Source organism: Saccharopolyspora phatthalungensis (assembly GCF_014203395.1).
GTDB classification, from domain to species: domain Bacteria; phylum Actinomycetota; class Actinomycetes; order Mycobacteriales; family Pseudonocardiaceae; genus Saccharopolyspora; species Saccharopolyspora phatthalungensis.
Genome location: NZ_JACHIW010000001.1, coordinates 2,155,230 through 2,172,991, shown reverse-complemented (window position 1 = coordinate 2,172,991; position 17,762 = coordinate 2,155,230). Strand labels below are relative to the sequence as shown.

At 68.3% G+C, this 17,762-nt stretch carries 12 protein-coding genes and 1 pseudogene; 7 read left to right on the top strand and 6 right to left on the bottom strand.

Annotated features, from left to right (window positions below; all coding sequences use genetic code 11):
- Nucleotides 1-4 precede the first annotated feature (4 nt).
- The gene (locus BJ970_RS09640; RefSeq protein ID WP_184725953.1) at nucleotides 5-412 is read right to left on the bottom strand and encodes a hypothetical protein; all 408 of its coding nucleotides are present in this window, start codon (nucleotides 410-412) and stop codon (nucleotides 5-7) included.
- A 536-nt stretch (nucleotides 413-948) separates the two neighbouring features.
- On the opposite strand from BJ970_RS09640, the gene BJ970_RS09635 reads away from it, so the two are divergent.
- From BJ970_RS09635 to BJ970_RS09625, 3 genes and pseudogenes are all read left to right on the top strand, one after another.
- Entirely contained in the window at nucleotides 949-2,766 is a 1,818-nt protein-coding gene (locus BJ970_RS09635) for a hypothetical protein (RefSeq protein WP_184725952.1), read from the top strand.
- 134 nt (nucleotides 2,767-2,900) lie between these two features.
- On the top strand, nucleotides 2,901-4,124 hold the full coding sequence (locus tag BJ970_RS09630; protein ID WP_184725951.1) for an MFS transporter: 1,224 nt from the start codon (nucleotides 2,901-2,903) through the stop codon (nucleotides 4,122-4,124).
- A gap of 389 nt (nucleotides 4,125-4,513) precedes the next feature.
- Nucleotides 4,514-4,702 (top strand): annotated as a pseudogene (locus tag BJ970_RS09625) (alkaline phosphatase PhoX); the annotation flags it as partial.
- Here the strand turns inward: BJ970_RS09625 and BJ970_RS09620 are convergent.
- Nucleotides 4,642-4,935, bottom strand: a complete 294-nt coding sequence (locus tag BJ970_RS09620) for a hypothetical protein (RefSeq protein ID WP_184725950.1) — start codon at nucleotides 4,933-4,935, stop codon at nucleotides 4,642-4,644. The pseudogene BJ970_RS09625 and the gene BJ970_RS09620 overlap by 61 nt on opposite strands.
- 204 nt (nucleotides 4,936-5,139) lie before the next feature.
- On the opposite strand from BJ970_RS09620, the gene BJ970_RS09615 reads away from it, so the two are divergent.
- Entirely contained in the window at nucleotides 5,140-7,206 is a 2,067-nt protein-coding gene (locus tag BJ970_RS09615; protein ID WP_184725949.1) for a PhoX family protein, read from the top strand.
- A 756-nt stretch (nucleotides 7,207-7,962) separates the two neighbouring features.
- On the opposite strand, the gene BJ970_RS09605 is transcribed toward BJ970_RS09615, so the two are convergent.
- Nucleotides 7,963-9,228 (bottom strand): MFS transporter, encoded by a 1,266-nt coding sequence (locus tag BJ970_RS09605; protein WP_221467724.1) that lies wholly within the window; start codon nucleotides 9,226-9,228, stop codon nucleotides 7,963-7,965.
- A 170-nt stretch (nucleotides 9,229-9,398) separates the two neighbouring features.
- On the opposite strand from BJ970_RS09605, the gene BJ970_RS09600 reads away from it, so the two are divergent.
- Complete coding sequence (locus tag BJ970_RS09600; RefSeq protein WP_184725946.1) at nucleotides 9,399-10,082, top strand: SDR family oxidoreductase; 684 nt, start codon at nucleotides 9,399-9,401, stop codon at nucleotides 10,080-10,082.
- 191 nt (nucleotides 10,083-10,273) lie between these two features.
- On the opposite strand, the gene BJ970_RS09595 is transcribed toward BJ970_RS09600, so the two are convergent.
- From BJ970_RS09595 to BJ970_RS09585, 3 genes are all read right to left on the bottom strand, one after another.
- Complete coding sequence (locus BJ970_RS09595) at nucleotides 10,274-11,605, bottom strand: amidohydrolase family protein (protein ID WP_184725945.1); 1,332 nt, start codon at nucleotides 11,603-11,605, stop codon at nucleotides 10,274-10,276.
- Nucleotides 11,606-12,196: 591 nt separating this feature from the next.
- Nucleotides 12,197-12,856, bottom strand: a complete 660-nt coding sequence (locus tag BJ970_RS09590) for a response regulator (RefSeq protein ID WP_184725944.1) — start codon at nucleotides 12,854-12,856, stop codon at nucleotides 12,197-12,199.
- Nucleotides 12,853-14,670, bottom strand: coding sequence for a sensor histidine kinase (locus BJ970_RS09585; protein ID WP_184725943.1), 1,818 nt, complete (start codon nucleotides 14,668-14,670; stop codon nucleotides 12,853-12,855). Before BJ970_RS09585 ends, BJ970_RS09590 begins: the two co-directional genes overlap by 4 nt.
- A 284-nt stretch (nucleotides 14,671-14,954) precedes the next feature.
- Between BJ970_RS09585 and BJ970_RS09580 the strand changes: the two genes are divergently transcribed.
- Both BJ970_RS09580 and BJ970_RS09575 read left to right on the top strand, forming a co-directional pair.
- Nucleotides 14,955-15,662: an ABC transporter ATP-binding protein gene (locus BJ970_RS09580; RefSeq protein WP_184725942.1), complete on the top strand. Its 708-nt coding sequence runs from the start codon at nucleotides 14,955-14,957 to the stop codon at nucleotides 15,660-15,662.
- Nucleotides 15,663-16,010: 348 nt separating this feature from the next.
- Entirely contained in the window at nucleotides 16,011-17,246 is a 1,236-nt protein-coding gene (locus tag BJ970_RS09575) for a hypothetical protein (protein ID WP_246470802.1), read from the top strand.
- Nucleotides 17,247-17,762 lie beyond the last annotated feature (516 nt).

Sequence of the window (17,762 nt, the reverse complement as noted above, 5' to 3'; positions counted from 1 at the left end):
CCCGTCAAGCGGCCACTAACGGCATGGTGTCGGTGCGAGCGCGGCGGGTCGCCGAGAAGATGACCTGCCGCTCCGGTACCGAGCGGTCCGCGCGCGGCGGGTTGATCCAGCGCGGGTCGTCCAGCGGCGGAAGCACCAGTCGGCTGCCGGCCGGCACGACCGCGACCTCGGCGAGGTCGTCCGGGCGGTCGCGGCGACCGTCGCTCTGGGTGAACAAGACCCAGTGGTCGCCGGCGTCCAGCACCGGTCCGGTCTGCAGGTGGATGGACAGGACTTGGTGCACTCGGGCAGCGATTTCGGCGGGCATCCGCAATGCGCTGACGCGGCCGCCGACGATGAGCGTGGTGTTATCGGTCTTCGGGTCGGGTTCGACCCACCAACCGTAGGAACGGTAGTCAGAAGTGTTATTCATGTCGGGTGTTTAGATCGGGGGGGCGTGGGCCTTCGGAGGGTCGGGGGTATGTCGGCGAGGCGGGTGCGGCGGCTCCGTTACCGCCTTGTCGGACGGGAGCACCCACCTCGCCGATGGGAGGGCCGAACAACAGGCAGCTGGGGCAAGTAGCTGCTGTCCGGTCACTGGCTACCTCCTCCCTTTTATGAGACGCCGCTGGAAACTCCGGGAGTCGACCTTGACCGAGCCGACCGGGTGGGCCACGGCCGACCCGGCGATATCGCCGTTCGGCTACCTGGGCTCCCATGCGGTGTTGTCTGGTGCGCCGTTTGTCTCGGCGCCGCGTCCGAACTTCCGGGCGCTTTCAAAAGCATGGACCTAAGACCCTGGTGCCGAAGCGGGACAAGTACCGATGGCCCTACCGATGTGCGGCGCCCCGATATCACCCGTTCGGGGGTCACGACACGCGTCGGAACCCGCCTTCACTGCCGAGGAACGCGCCGCTGACTCCCTAGCCTCGAACATGATCCGCACACCTGAGCGAAAGGAAACGCGCCATGCGTACTGTCTTCATCCACGGCGAAATGGGCCGGTTCGACGCGGCTCGCGGTGAGTTGGTCGACGGGTTCACCCGCAGCCGCCCGGAAATGGCTGCCGGTTGGCTGGTGGAGTGTCTCCTGGACGACAAGTTCAGCAGGGACGGCCTGCTGGCCAGCTGGACCGAAGAAGATCTCGCGCGGTTCCTGGTCGAAGTGGTGCCGCGCCGGTTGATCGTGCCGCGGTGGTCGCTGGTGCCGGACTTCCTGCACCAGTGGCTGGGATTCCTTTCCGACGAGGGCCTGCTGACCTCGCCCAGTTCGGTATCGGCGCTGCACGAGGCGGTCGAGCGAACCGTGCCGGATTACCTGGCTGCGATGGCCGAACCGACCGAGTGGGGCCTGGAGAAGTTCTGGGCCACGACGATGCGCGAGCTCGGCGTGGACACCGGTGATCCGCAAGCAGTCATCGCGTTCTTCGAAGTGGTGGACGCGGGCGAGATCGACTTCGACGGCGAGGTAGTCGAGGAGATCGAGCGCCGGGACTCGCTGGAGGCGCCGCCCCAGCCGGCGCTCTGGTTGCCACCGGTCGACCTCACCCACCTGGAGCCGCACCGGACCATCGCCGCGAAATCGCTGATCATGCAGCGGATGCGCATGGTCCTCGACTGGGTTGGCAACGGCCGGGATCCGTCCGATGTAGACGATCTCGTCATGGCACTCGCGGAGTCTTCGGGCACCGCGGTTCCTTGTGATGCCGAGGAGGCCGACCTGCTGCTGGAGTGGGCCGAGCGGGCGGGCCTGGTCCGGTCGGCCGGGGATTTGCTGGTGCCCACCCAGGTCGCGGAACCACTGCTGGCGGAACCGGAGCTGCTGTGGACGCGGCTCTGGCAGCGCTTCGTGCTGGTCCGCGACGTCTTTCGCGCAGAGCTCGACGGGCTTGCCGACGAGCAGGACGCGCTACCGGAGATCGTCCAGGCCGCATTGACCTTGCTGTACTCGCGGACCGACGCGGTGCCGCTGGAGCTGATCGTCACAATGGTCTGCGACTTCCTGGGCACCGAGGAGCCGGGCGACCGGGAGTCGGTGCGCAGCGTCGTGCGGCGGATGCTCGCCCAGTGGGAGGCGATGCAGGCGGTTCGCTGCCACGTCACCACCGCGCCGGAGGAGATCGAGGCGCTGCGGGCGGACTTGCCGGTGGGGATTACCGCCGATCGCACGATGGTCGAGCTGCTGCCGCCCGGACTATGGGCGGCGCGCGAATCGTTGCGTGCCTTCGGCTTCCAGGTGCCCACTGTGGACGATCTGGTGTCGTGCTCGGCGGAACTGCTGGCACTGATCACGGCGGACACCCCGGTGGACGTGCAGCAGGTGTTGATCCCGCAATGGATCGAGCGGCGCGGTGCCAAGAAAGCGAGCACCGAACTGACTGCCCTGCTGCGGCGCGTGGACGACCCGACGATCCGCCTCGGGGCGCTGGGCCTGCTGGAGCACACCGGCGGCGAAGGCGTGTTGGCGGTGCGCGAGCTGATCGAGGATCCGGTCGTCGGCGCGGCGGCCCGCATGTGGCTGCGGTCCCGGCCGTCCGGCGCGGAGAATTTGACCCGGCCCGGCGACGAACTGCGGTGCTCGCTCGACGGCCTGGCGGCGGCCCTGGACGAAGACGTCGACCTGTTCCTCGCCGAATTGGGCCGGCACCCGGAGCCGGAGCAGCTTTCGCTGGTCGAGGAGATCGCGACGACCGACCACAACAGCGCGAGCGAGATCCTCGCGGCTCTCGCCGAACATCACCCGAAGGAGGTGATCGCGGCAGCTGCCCAAGCCGCCCTGAATCCCTGAACATCCTCGGCCGCAAACCGTTTTCGCTGGTCAAAGCCTCGCGTTCGTGAGCTTGCTCATGTCCGTTGGCCTGCTAAGGAAAAATTGTTAGCATGGCAAACGAATGTCTTCCATTCAGCGAGGGGTGGCGACTGATGAGCGCCGGGCACGACGTTCGGTTACTCGACGTTTTCAAGGGACAGCCGAAGGCGGTGTGGATCACCGCCTTCGCGGCCGTGATCGCCTTCATGGGCATCGGTCTCGTCGACCCGATCCTGCTATCGATCGCGACGTCCCTGCACGCCGGGCCCGAGCAGGTCACCCTGCTGTTCTCGTCCTACCTGGGCGTGCAGGTCGTGGCGATGCTGATCACCGGCGCGTTCAGCGCGCGCTTCGGTGCGAAGCGGACCGTCGTCACCGGCCTGGTGCTGATCGTGCTGGCGACCCTGGCATGCGCGATGGCCGACTCGATCGGCCAGCTCGTCGCGCTGCGCGCCGTGTGGGGCCTCGGCAATGCGTTCTTCATCGCCACCGCCCTGTCGGTGATCGTCGGCGCCGCCAGCGGCGGCCAGCAGGCCGCCATCCTGCTCTACGAGGCGGCACTGGGCATCGGTCTGTCCACCGGCCCGCTGCTGGGCGCTCTGCTGGGCAACATCTCCTGGCGCGGACCGTTCGCCGGTACCGCGGCGCTGATGGCGATCGCGCTGATCCTCTCCGCGGGCTTCCTGCCCAAGGACAGCAACCGCGCCGACCGGCCGAAGATCCGGCTGCTCGACCCGATCCGCGCGCTCGGCCACAGCGGCCTGCTGCGGACCTCGCTCGGCTCCGCCTTTTACACCGCCGCGTTCTTCGTCGTGCTGGCCTGGTCGCCGTTCGTCCTCGAATTCGGCGCGATCGCGGTCGGGCTGGTGTTCTTCGGCTGGGGCCTGTGCGTGGCGGTCGCCGGTGTCACGCTCGCCCCGAGGCTCGCCGCCCGCTTCGGCGCGGTCGGCGGCACCGTCCTCGCAGTGCTGATCTACGCGGTGTTGCTCGGCGTCATGGCGGTCGGCTCCAAGCCCGTCGTGGTCGTCGGGGTGATCCTCAGCGGCTTGGCTTCCGGCCTTCTCAACACCCTGTTCACCGGTTCCGCGATGAGCGTCAGCAACGCACCGCGCCCGGTGGCCAGCGCTGGCTACAACTTCTGCCGCTGGCTGGGCGGCGCGGCGGCGGCCACCCTGGTCGGCCATGTAGCCGAATGGTTCGGCTCGCGGCATGCGCCGTTTGCGGCCAGCGCGGTGTTGTGCGTGATCGCAGCGGGCTTGCTGGTCACGGACCTGCGCACCAAGCCCGACAAGCATGGCGTCCCCGCCGAGGCCGCCCTGGTCGGCGAGGAGCTCTGAGCCAAAACCGAAACGGCCCAACCGAAACGAGCGGCGTGACGCAAGCACTCTCCGAAAATTCCCCGGATTATCGGAATGTGCTCGCCGTTCGTTGGTGGTGTCATACGCTCCAGGCCATTTTCGATCAGCTTGGAGGTTGCGGTGGCACAGTCGGGCGAACGTCGGCGGCTACCACTGTTGTCGACCGGTCGAGCACGGGTGACCTGCCGGTACCGGTGCGGCGACCAGTGCGCCGGGGCCGAACCCACGGCGAACCCGAACTTCGGCGACCTGGTGCAAAGCGTGCTGAGCCGGCGGGGCTTGCGGCGAGCGAGTCGGCGAGTGGATTCCGCTGACGCGCCACGACACCAGCTTCGTGCCTGGCATAAGCGCCGAGGCGCAAGACCGTCGCCGACGAGCCGAATCCGCGCAACGGCAACAAATACGGGCAGGTCCTGGAGCTCGACGACGACCCGACCGGAACCGGCTTCGCCCGGTGTCTGCTCCTGGTCTGCGGCGACCCGAACGACCAGGCCACCTACTTCGCGGGCTTCGACAAAACCCAGATCGGCCCGATCTCATGCCCGGACAACTTCGCCATCTGGCGCTGAAGCCCCGGACGCAGCACCGCCGGCACGATGATCGCCTGCGTGCCCGGGGTGACTTTGCGCCAGCGGGAACCGATCCGCTTGCGCCGGGCTGAAATCTGTTCGCTGACGATTTGCAGCGTGCGGGTTGAGACCGGCAGTCGGACCTGGTGCATAATGGGCTGTGCGCCCTCGGCGAGGTTTCTTTGTGTAGTCACGAACCAATCGAACCCGCCGAGGGCCACTTTTTCGTCCCGGCCGTGATCATGATCACGCTGCCGTGGACCGCGGGACGGCGTCAGATGATCCGCCGGGAAGCGCGCGGGTGCGGATCTACCGCGGCGTCGATGTGGCAGGCGGTGTTTGAACGTTGTTCATCTTCGCGTACCGGAACCATCGCCTGATCGACCTAATGTCCGGTTGATCCCAACAAGTACCTGGAGGTCCGCTTGTCTTCCCGACCGGACAGCGGGCGGGGCATTCCGCTCCCGCTGCTTACCCACCACTCCGCGAACCGTTCCTCGGTGACCTGCGAGTACCGCTGCGGTAACGCTTGTGCGCACGAAGCGCCCAACACCTCGGAAAACGCCTACTTCGGCGACATCGTCGAGAGCGTGCTCAATCGCCGCGGTGCGCTCAAGGCCGGGAGCGTGCTCGCCCTGACCGTCGGCGGTGCAGCCGCTCTCTCGGGCACGGCGGCGGCCGCTCCCGCGCCCGCTCCGCTCGCCCGCCCGAGCCGAGGCAACGTGCCCGGCACCGACTTCAGCCCGGTCGCCCCGAACACCGCGGACCTCGTGGTCACCGCCGAAGGCTACGAGCAGGGCATCGTGATTCGCTGGGGCGACCCCGTGGTGCCAGGTGCTCCCGCGTTCGACTTCAACAAGCAGACTGCGGCGGCGCAGGAGAAGCAGTTCGGCTACAACAACGACTTCGCCGAGTTGGTCCCGCTGGACCCCAACGGCAACGAGAACCTGCTGGTGGTGAACCACGAATACACCACCGAAACGCACATGTTCCCCGGCTACGACGAGAACAACCCGACCGAGGAGCAGGTGCGCATCGCCTGGGCCGCACACGGCCTGTCGGTGGTGTTCGTCAAGCGGGCAGGCGGCGGGCTCAAGCCGCAGCCGAGCAAGTACAACCGCCGCATCACCCTGAACACGCCGTTCGAGCTGCGCGGACCCGCGGCCGGCAGCGACTACCTCAAGACCTCCGCCGACCCGGCCGGCAGGACCGTTCTCGGCACGCAGAACAACTGCTCCGGCAGCCTGACGCCGTGGGGCACGATCCTGTCCGGCGAGGAGAACTTCAACCAGTACTTCGGCAACGCCGACTCGATCACCGAGCCGACCGCTAAGCAGCGCCTGGACCGTTACGGCATCAAGGGCGCCACGAGCACCCGCAAGTGGGAGCGGTTCGACAAGCGGTGGGACGTCGCCCAGGAGCCCAACGAGGTGAACCGTTTCGGCTGGATCGTCGAGATCGACCCGCACGACCCGCAGTCGACTCCGGTCAAGCACACCGCCCTCGGCCGCTTCAAGCACGAGACGGCGTCCATCCAGGTCGCCGACGACGGCCGCGTCGTGGCTTACTCCGGCGACGACGAGCGGTTCGATTACATCTACAAATTCGTCTCCAACGGCAAGATGAAGCGCGGCGCCAGCGCCCTCGCCCGGCGGCACAACATGGCGCTGCTCGACGACGGCACCCTGTACGTCGCGAAGTTCACCGGCAACAGCCCGGCGGGGGAGATCGACGGCACCGGCAAGCTGCCCGCCGACGGCAAGTTCGACGGCACCGGCGAGTGGATCCCACTGGCCAGCGGCAAGAAGTCGTTCGTGCCCGGGTTCACCGCCGACGAGGTCTACATCTTCACCCGACTCGCCGCCGACAAGGTCGGCGCGACCAAGATGGACCGGCCCGAGGACATCCAGCCCAACCCGGTCAACGGTCTCATCTACTGCGCGCTGACCAACAACACCAACCGCGGTTCGGCGGGCCACGCCGGCGCGGTCGAAGCCAACCCGCGGGTCGGCAACAAGCACGGCCACGTGCTGGAGATGGACGACGACACCGCCGGCACCAAGTTCCGCTGGAACCTGCTGCTGGTGTGCGGCGACCCGAATGACCCGAGCACCTACTTCGGCGGATTCGACAAGTCGAAGGTCAGCCCGATCTCGTGCCCGGACAACGTGGCGTTCGACCGGCACGGCAACCTGTGGATCTCCACCGACGGCAACGCGCTGAAGAGCAACGATGGCCTGTTCGCCGTGCCGGTGGACGGCCCGGAGCGCGGTCGGGTCAAGCAGTTCCTGACGGTGCCCAACGGCGCGGAGACCTGCGGCCCGGTGATCCGGGACCGCGTGGTGACCGTATGCGTGCAGCACCCCGGCGAGATCGACGGTGCGAGCGCGGACAACCCGGCTTCGCACTGGCCCGACGGCGGCAACTCGCAGCCGCGTCCGTCGGTCGTGGCGATCTGGCGCAAGGACGGGGGTGAGATCGGCCGACGCTGATCCGCCGTGCGAGCGCGGGGCCTCCGGCTTGACCGGGGGCCCTCGTTGCGTTTCCGGCAGCCAGTACGGTGCTCGACCGGGGCGAGCCAGGGGGACGCGATCGCGGCGGAAGCGCAGGTCTCGAAGCGCACCATCTACAACCACTTCGCCGGGGGTTCGATGCCCGGCCACGGGTGGGTCAGCGAGAGCCGGCCGACGTCGGCACGAGCGGTGTATTCGCCGGGTCGGCGTGCGACGGAGAGGAGCGGGACATCTCCGGTAGCACGCGTTCCGGGAAAGTCGCCTCCGCCAGGACATTTCGGCATGGCGAGCCAGCTCGCCAATGTCCGGGTCGGGGCCGCTTTCAGTCCAGGACCTCGTCGCAGGCGGCCGCCGCTCGCGTTGGGCAGAAAGTGCGGCAGCGACTTGGCGTCCACTACGAACGGTCCCGTCTCGAACCTCGCGCCTGCCCTCGAACTCGCGCAGATCGCGGGAGCCGTCCTGCATCCAGTTGACCAGCGCCAGCAACCGCATCGAGAGCGCCAGGCAATGCCTGACTGGCAGTGGAGGCGGGAGCTCACCGAGCGCTCGCGCTCGCAGCGGGCTCCGCGCAGTGGCCCGGATTCCCCTGGCTAACCAGGACCAGCCCGGGCGTGGCCTAGCCGGGGTCGAGCAGCAGCAGAAACCCGTTGTGCTCGACGAGATATCCGCTGCACGCCTACCCGCGCCCGGCCATGCCGCGCAAGCCACGGAGGGGCGCCGGGTGCACCAGCTTCCCTACTCGGCCCCTTCGGGCTTGTTTGCTCGTGGTGCCGCACGCAGCGAGATCACGGTGAGCGCCGCCGCGACCATCACGATGCCGATCACCCACAGGCCGGACCGCTGGGAGCCGGTGGCGTCCTTGAGCGCCCCAGTGATGTAGGGCGCCGCGAAACCGCTGATGTTGCCCAGTGAGTTGATCAAGGCTATACCCCCCGCCGCGGCTGCACCCGCCAGGAAATTGCTCGGCAACGCCCAGAAGGTGGGCAGCGCGGCGCAGACGCCGACGGCGCAGATTGTCACCGCGACCATCGCGCTGAAGGGATTTCCAAGGTAGAGCGCGACCGGAATACACGCGCCGCCGAGCAGCATCGGGAGCGCGACGTGCCACACCCGCTCCTGCTTCCGGTCGCCGTGCGCGGCCCAGAGCACCATTGCCGCCGCGCCGATCACGTAGGGCACCGCGGTGATTAACCCGGTTTCCATCGTGGACAGGTCGGTGCCGTACTGCTGTTCAAAACCCTTGATGATGGTGGGCAGGAAGAATCCCAGCGCGTACAGGCCGTAGGCGATGCCGAAGTACACGAACGCCAGCGCCAGGATCCGCGGGTGCGTGAGCGCCTTGCGCAACGGCCAGCCGTGAACCGACTCGGTTTGCTTGCTCTCGGCCGCCAACTGCTCGGTCAGCCAGGTCCGTTCCTCCGCCGTCAGCCATTTCGCCTGCGATGGCCGGTCGGTCAGGTAGAACCAGGTGGCGACGGCCAGCAGCATCGCCGGAATGCCCTCGACGAGGAACATAAACCGCCAGCCGGACAGCCCGAAGATCCCGTGCCCGGCACTGATCAGCGCGCTGGAGACGGTGGCGCCTACGGCGCTGGACACCGGGACCGCGGTCATAAACAGCGCGACCGCCTTGGCCCGCTGCGCCGCTGGGAACCAGTAGGTCAGGTACAGGATGATGCCCGGAAAGAACCCGGCCTCGGCCACGCCGAGCAGGAAGCGCAACACGACCAGCGTGGCGGGGTTCGGCACGCACGCCATCACCGTCGCCAACACGCCCCAGGTGATCATGATGCGGGCGAGCCACCTCCGGGCCCCGAAGCGATGCAGGGCGAGGTTACTCGGCACCTCCAGCACCAGGTAACCGATGAAGAAGATGCCCGAGGCGAAGCCGAACACCGTCGCAGTCAGCCCCAGCTCCTCGTTCATTCCGTTCGGGCCCGCGAAGCCGATGTTCACGCGGTCCAGGTAGTTGACGAAGTAGAGCAAGATCAGGAACGGCATCAACCGGAGCGCAACCTTCCGCAAGATCCGGTTCCGGACTTCGCCTGGGGCTGCGTCGACACTGCTCACTCGGGTGACCTAAGACCCATCACTCCAGGGGGTCAAGCGGTAGCACCCGATTGTGATGGCCGGTCGTCGGCGCGAAACCGGCCGACGATAACGTTGTGGCCATGCCCGAACGCCCAATCGCCCTGGTCACCGGCGCCTCACGGGGCATCGGTGCCGCCGTCGCCCGCTCGCTTTCCGACACGCATGATCTGCTGTTGGGCGGGCGCGACACCGCCGCGCTGCAAGAGCTCGTCAACGAGCTCCCCGGCGCCAAGCCGTGGCCGGTGGAACTCACCGATCACGACGCCGTCGCCGGGGCGGTCGCCGACATCCAACGGCTCAACGTGGTGGTGCACAGCGCCGGCCTCATCGAGCTGGCGTCGGTCGCCGACGCGTCCAGCGACTCCTGGCGGCGCACCTTCGAGCTGAACCTCTTCGCGGTCACCGAGTTGACGCGGCTGCTGCTGCCCGCCCTGCGCGCCGCGAACGGCCACGTGGTCCTGGTCAACTCCGGCGCCGGTCTGTCGGCGAAGCCGAACTGGGGCTCCTACGCCGCGAGCAAGTTCGCCCTGCGCGCCTTCGCCGACGTGCTCCGCGCCGAGGAAGCGGCCAACGGCGTTCGGGTCACCTCGGTGTTCCCGGGGCGCACGGCAACGGACATGCAGCGCAACGTCCGCAACCAGGAGGGCGGGGCGTTCGAGCCGGACGACTACCTGCGCCCGGAGTCGGTGGCGGGGTCAATCGTGTCCGCCGTGCGGGCCAGCGCCGACGCGCACCTCACCGAGATCGTCATCCGGCCGTCCTGACCCGGTCCGGTCCGATCCTGCTCCGGTCCGGCCCTCCTGACCCACGCCGATCGTGCTCCGGTCCGGCCCTCCTGACCCGCGCCGATCGTGCTCCGGTCCGCCGTCCTCGTCCGGGCGTCGGGGCCGGGGCTGGGTCCAGGCCGACCGGTGTCGTACCGAACCCGTCCGCGGGCCGCGGCTCGGCGCCGGAATCAGCCTCGGATGTGCTGTGCCGCCGTGCGAGCCGCCGCTTGCACTGCGCGCCGGTCCACCCGGGTGGGCTCGCGCTCATGTAGCACTGCTCCACCCGCGACCCAGACGTCCCGGACGCACCGTGAGCCAGCAGCCCACACCACGTTCGCCAGCACTTGGTCGTCCGGTACGTCCAAACCGGTGGCAAACGCCGGGTTGTCGACGTCCAGGTGCACGATGTCGGCCCAGCGACCCGGCTCCAGAACGCCGATGTCGTCCCGATGCAGCGCCTCGGCCCCGCCCCGCGTCGCGGCAAGCAGCGCCGCCCGCGAGGTGAGCGCCGTCGCATCGCCGGTCACGGTCCGCGCGAACAGTCCCGCGAGCTGCACCTCCTCCCACAGGTCGAGATCGTCGTTGCTGGATGGACCGTCGGTGCCCAGCCCCACCGGAATGCCCGCGTTGAGCAGCTCGACCAACCGCGCGGTTCCCGAGGCGAGCTTCGCGTTGGAGCCAGGGCAGTGCGCCACACCCACCCCACGGCGCGCGAACAACGCGATGTCGTCGTCCGACAGGTGCACCCCGTGTGCGGCGAGCACCCGGCCGTCGAGCACACCGAGCTTCTCCAGCAGTGCAGGCACCGAACCGAACTGCTCGCGCTGATCGACGTCCTCGGTACGGGTTTCCGCCACGTGCGTGTGGACCAGGGCGGCACGCTGCTGAGCGGACTCACCGATCGCCTGCAGCGCTTCCGGTGGCAGGGTGTACGCGGAGTGCGGCCCGTAGGCCAGCTCCACCCGATCACCGGGCCCGAACCTCACACCGTCCGCGTCGATCCACCGGTTGATCCCGTCGACCATGCTCTGCCAGCCACCGAGCTTGTCCAGCGCCGGCGTGGAGATCACCGCCGAGGCGAACACGACCCGAGATCCGACCGCCAGGGTGGCGTCGACGACGGCCTCCCCCATGAAGTACATCTCGGCGCTCGTCGTGACCCCGGCGCGCAGCATCTCGATGCACCCAAGCTCCATACCGGCATGGACGTCCGACGGCCGCAGTCGTGCCTCGGCGGGCCAGATCACCTCGTGCAACCAACGCAGCAGCGGCAGGTCACCACCCATCCCCCGCAGCAACGTCATCGGACTGTGCGCGTGCGCATTGATCAAACCCGGCAACAGGATTCCGCTGCATTCCCGGACGATCGCGTCGTTCGTCCGGTCCGGAGCCCCGGCGCGCGGCCCGCAGTACACAATGCGTCCCTCGCCGTCGACGTCCACCACGGCGTCCCGGATCACTGAGCACTCCGGATCGCAAGGCAGGGCAATCGGGGCGTGCAGGCGTGTTGCGATCGACATGCCCGCATTCTGCCCGACGGCTAGCCGCCGCCAGCCGTGCTAATAACAAGCACCATGATCACCCCCGCGAATACTGCGATACCAGCCAGCACTGTCATGAGAACGATGTCTTGCACCCGCCGTGGCATGACTCCAGCATCGCCGGATTCCGGCGGCCGGGCCTCGGCCGATCGGCCCGTTGACCTCGGCCGATCGGCCACACTCGCAGCCGGACGGCCGACTCGAACGTGTTGGTCCCTGCGCGGGTCGAGCCCACCTGCCGGTCAAATGACGGCTCCCCAGACGCCGGCGGGATGTCCTCGCACTAACCGTGGCCCAGTTGAAGTAGTTGTTCAGGTAGTTCAGGACGGCGGCTAGGGCAATCAGTCACCCGGCCTCGCTGGTGACACCCGCATGTCCATCCGCGAACCGGCACCGGTCCACCGATCTCGGCTGCCAACCCGGAAAGGTCGCTTGCGCTTTCCCGGCGTTGTCCGGCCGCCCTAGTACCCGGCCGTCAGATATCCGCAGCCAACGATTCACCCAGATCTCCGCGACGAACCGTTCGTGATGGCTAGCCACCACGAAGGACACAGCCTGCCCCGGACACGATCACTCGTCGTCCATCAGCCCGCTGCGCCAGGCCCAAGCCGCGGTCTCTACCCGGTTTCGGGCCTTGATCTTGCCCTGCGCGGAGGCGAGGTGCGTCTTCACCGTGGACAGCGACATGAACAGCTCCTGTCCGATCTCACCATTGGTCAGGCCCCGCGCAGTCGCCCGCACGACATCGAGTTCACGTTCGGTTAGTTCCACGGTCGGAGCCTGCACGGCGCGGCGCTGCACCTTGGGCTGGGCGAAATGCTTGAGTAGGCGCACCGTGATCTGGGGCGAGACCAGCGCGTCGCCGCGTTCCGCAGCCCGGATCGCCTCCAGCAGCAGGGTCGGACCCGCGTCCTTGAGCAGGAAGCCGCTCGCCCCGTTGCGCAACGCGCGCTCGACGTACTCATCCAGGTCGAAGGTGGTCACCACGACCACCTTGACCGGGTCGGTGACGTCGGGACCGGCCAGCCGCTTGGTCGCTTCCAACCCGTCGATGCCCGGCATCCGGATGTCCATCAGGCACACGTCCGGCCGTTGCTCGCGCGCGACCCGGATCGCGTCCACGCCGTTCGCGACGTCGGCGACCACCTCGATGTCGTCCTGGGACTCCAGGATCATCCGGAAACCGGCGCGCACCAGCTCCTGGTCGTCGGCGATCAACACCCGGATCATCGCTGCCCCACTTCCCCATTCTGTTCCGCCAACGGCAGCACCGCTTCGACGCGCCAGCCGACGTGCTTGCCCGGACCGGCCCGAAACCGGCCGCCGAGCAGCTCGATCCGCTCGCGCATCCCGACCAGACCGTATCCGCCCGAGCCACCAACCGGTTGGCGGCGTATCGCCGTGCCGTCATCGGTGATACGCGTGTGCAGGTTCGTCAGGTCGGCGTGCACGTCGATCTGGATGTAACTGGCGTCGAGCGCGTGCTTTTCCGCATTGGTCAGGGATTCCTGCACCACGCGGAGAGCGGAGCGGGCGACCTCGGGTGGGATCTCCCGGCCGACATCTACGCGCAGGCTCACTGTCGGGGACCCGGAGTGGTCACCGGCGAGGCGCTGGGTCGCCGCCACGACGGCTTCCAAGTCCGCTTCAAGATCGGTGGTCGCCTGCTCGGTCGCCTCCGAGGCACCGGCGGGCTCGGCGCCGCGCATGCTGGCCACCAGCCGCCGCATCGCGGTCAGCGCTTCGGTGCCGCTGTCGGCGATGCGCGCCAGCGCGTCGGTGGCCGCCTTCGGGTTCTTCGTCGCGACCATCTGCGCGGCCTGCGCCTGCACCACGATGCCGGTGACGTGGTGCGCCACCACGTCGTGCAGCTCCCGCGCCAGCGCCATCCGTTCGGCCTGCTGAGCATCCGTCACGGCGCTGCGCACAGACTTCGCGCGTTCTTCGTCCCGCGCGCGGAAGTACATTCCGGTGCCGACCGAGATCACCAGCAGCAGCCCGCCCATGAAAACGGGTTGGAGGTAGTCGCTCGGATCGTTGTACGTGCGGGAACCGCCGGTGTCCACCGGGGTCAAGAAAAGCGCGAACAACGCGGCACCGACCAGCGCCGCACCGGCCCACACCGCACGCATCGGCTCGGCGTGGCGAACCGCGAAAGTCAACAGCAGCATGCCCGCCCCGGTCGCCGCCAGCGGAACCGGTCCGAGCAGGCCGTCGCCGCTGTTCGCGATCCCCAGCACCCGCATCACGATCGTCGTCAGCACCAGCGCCACTGCCCCGAACCCGGCCGCCTCGATCGGCCGGATGGGCCCGAACACCGCGAGCACCGACAGCGCCAGGCCGCACAGCAGCACGACCACCAGCGCGATCGACGAGAGGTCGCTGCTCTTCGAAAATTCCAGGAAAAGCAGGATGCTCAACGCTGCGATCACCGGCCACTGCCGACGCAACAGCGCGCGCAACGGGCTGTCCTGCCAGTCGTCCCGGCTCGGCCGTCCGCGCAGGTAGCGGCCGGTGCCCACCGCCAACACCAGTTGCAGGAAGCCGAAGCTCATCGTCTGCTCGATCCCGGGTGGCGGGTAGACGATCGACACCCGGTTACGGATCACCACGGCGGCGAGGCACGCCACCACCAGCAACGCGGTGACCGGAACGGCTTTACGCAACGGGTGCAGCCGGAAGAGGTACAGCACCAGCAGCAGACCCACCAGGTTCTCGGTCGGCAGGATGCTCTCCAAGCCGGCCGAGTAGAGGTCCGCATTCACCACCCACGCCACTGCTGTGTTGCCGCCGAGCACGGCGAGCGCGGCGAGCCCGCAGCCGACCGGATGGCGGCGGCCGAAGATCCCCAGCACCGCCATCATGGCGACACCCGGAATCATCAGCAGGCGTTTGCCGCCTTCCGAGAACAGCAGCAGCGTGTCCCCGCACCAGATCAGTCCGAGCAGCGACGCGAAGATCCACTGTTCGCGCAGCAAGGCGCCGACCCGCCGCCACCAGGGGTCTGCGGCTTCGGTCTCGGAATACGGCGCGAAACTGCTCACGGTACGACCGTAGCCCGGGTCCCGATTCGATCACCCCGGCCAATGGGTTTGAAAGCCCTGGCCGATCGGCCGACCTCGCCTTATCGATCAGCAGCCCGCAGGCCGATCCGGAAATGGCCGTCGGTCGCCAATCTCGTATCGAACGGTCCCGCATCAGGCAGGGACATCGCGATCTGACCGCAGCCGCCCGGAACAGCCACGGACGAAGCGCCCTAGTGACTGCGAGCACGGGCACGCACCTGCGAAACGGCACACGCGGCGCGAAACGAGCAGGAGGACGAAAGATGTCGGCTTCTACTGTCGACCGGCGGCCGGGAAAACCATTCCTGATGGGGCGCGGGCTGGTCAAGACGTACGGCGCTGACCGGGCACTAGCTGGCGTAGACCTGAACATCCGCACCGGCGAAGTGCTGGCGATCGTCGGACCATCCGGCTCTGGGAAGACGACGCTGCTGCACGTGTTGGCCGGGATCCTGCGTCCGGACGAGGGCGAGGTAACGCTGGACGGACACCGCATCGACCAGCTCGGCGAGGCCAAGCGCAGCGCGCTGCGCCGGCACGAGTTCGGCTTCATCTTCCAGCAGGGCCTGCTGGTCGGCGAGTTGACCGCGGCGGAGAACACCGCGCTGCCGCTGCTGCTGGCCGGGGCCGACCGCACGCAGGCGCTGGCTGGTGCGCGGGAGTGGTTGGGCCGGCTCGGCCTCGGCGGACTGGAAAACCGGTTGCCCGGCCAGCTTTCTGGCGGTCAGGCACAACGGGTCGCGATCGCGCGGGCCCTTGCTCACCGACCCAAGGTGATCTTCGCCGACGAGCCGACCGGCTCGCTGGACACCCGCACCGCGGCCGAGACCACGCAGGCACTGTTCGCCGCCGCCGCGGACACTGAGGCGGCGGTGGTCATCGTGACGCACGACCGGGAGCTTGCCGCCAAGGCGGCACGGATCGTGGAGATCCGCGACGGCATGATCGTCGGCGGGGTGATGATCGGATGAACCCCGTGCGATTGGCGCTGCGGGTGTTGCGAGTGGACTCCCGCAGCCGCCGTTCGGCCGTGCTTACCGCGGCCGGGGTCGCGGTCGCCACGGCGCTGATCCTGTTTCTGGCAACCCTGCCGAACGCGACGCAGGCCAGGATGGACCGGGCGATGTGGCAGCACGGCGCCGTCGATCCCTCGGGTGCGGTTTCGGTGGCGAGCCGGGATTACATCCAGAACGATCCGATCGTCCGGCTCGACGTCTCCGGCGATCGGGTACCGACCGGCGGCGCGCCGCGCTTCCCCGGCCCCGGTGAGGTACTGCTGTCTGGTCGCGGTGGCAGCGCTCTTCGCTTGTGGACTCGCGGTGGCCATGGAGACCGGTGGCGTCACGTTGCTGCTCGCGTCGCTCGCCGCGGTACTGCTGTCGGCCTCGATCGTTGGGCCGTGGCTGACCGGCGCGCTAGGCAAATTGTTCGCCGCCGTGTGGCGGCGGCCGGCGATGTTGTTCGCGGGTCGACGATTGCAAAGCGATCCGAGGGCTGCCTATCGGTCAGTATCCGGCATCGTCCTCGCGGTGTTCGTCGGGTCGATGGCGATGACAATGCTGCCCAGCTTCGAGTCCTTCGCGGGCGGCGGCCGGTCCTTCAAGGATTCCGTGCTGTACCTGGACGTACCGGCCGCGCACGCGGCCGTTCAGCAGAAACGCATGTCCGACGAACTCACACGCAACGGCGCTAACGCCGCCGTCGCCAGGGCCGAACGAGTCACCCTGGGCAGCCCCGACGTCGAGACATTTCCCGGATTGGTGATCAGTTGTCCGGACGCTGCGGCGGTGACCCGAATGGCGGTCGGCGTATGCGCGGGCCCACCGGCCATTCGGGCAGATCCAGCCACGCGGATACCGACTTCGGGCATGCAGGTCCAGCCCTACTCGATGGGAGGATCCGACGCCGAGCCACCGAAGCTGGGGTTACCGGACGGGGTTGTGAGGCGCCCACTCGGCAGTCAGGAACCGGAGCTGGGTGATTCGGTGCTGATCGACCCCGCATTGGTGCCCGAGCTCGCCAACCTCGGCGAGTCGACATTGGCGGTAAACCCGGCGACGGACGCCGACCGGGAAAAGGTGCGCACTGCGCTCGCCGTGTCGCTGCCCGGGAATAGCTTCGAAAGCCGCGAGCTGTGGCTGGGCGAGCGGCAGATGATATTGGGCGATCTCAAACGGGTGACCGGAATCGGCCTGGCGCTCGCCGCACTGCTCGCGGGAAGCAGCGCGGCCATCACCGCCGCTTCATCCGTGGTCGATCGGCGGCGCACCTTCGGCGCATTGATCGCCGCAGGTGCCCCGGTGCGCATGGTGGACCGCGCACTGCGGACCGAGGCGGCGGCGTTACCCGCGCTGGTCGCGACGATGGGCGCCGGAGCGGGCGGCATCGGGATCGGTGTCGGGATGCTGACGCTGGTCGGCGAAAAAGCCACCGTTGTGATCAACGGCTGGATATTCGCCCCGGTCGTGATCGGCGTGGCGGGCGCGGTACTCGCCGCCTTCAGCAGCGGCCCGATGCTGCGCCGGATCAGCACCGAGCCCATCACAGACGAATAGCGGCAGTGCAGCCCACGGGCAGCTGGCAGCGACCGATCGGCCAATCCGGCCCCGCGCGAGATTGGCCGGATGGCCATCCGGGCCGACCAGAAGACCGATCCCCAACACCCGTGCGGAACGCGAAGATTGCCCTGTCAGAAAGGAAAACCCAGGGAGGTCAGAATTGTTCATCAACGTGCTTTCCGCTATCGGTGCCGTCACCGCCGTCGCCGTGCTGCTGCTCATGTCGGCCAGCTCGGTTCTCCCGGACGCCCTGGACCGGCTCTCGCCGGCCCGGCGCCGCGCCGCGGATGACAGCGCGCAGCGATCGCAAGTCAGTCCGCACAGAACACTGGTGCCAGACGACGGCGGTTTATGCTCGACAGCACGTCACACCGGAGGCGGGCCGGCCCGGGGCACTGGAAGCCGCGGGGTATTCCCCACCATTCGCGCTGGGCCGCTTCCCTAGTGACGGCGAACATCGGCCGGGCGGCAGCGCATCGCGGTCCGGACCCCAGCGGAGCAAACAGGTGCGAC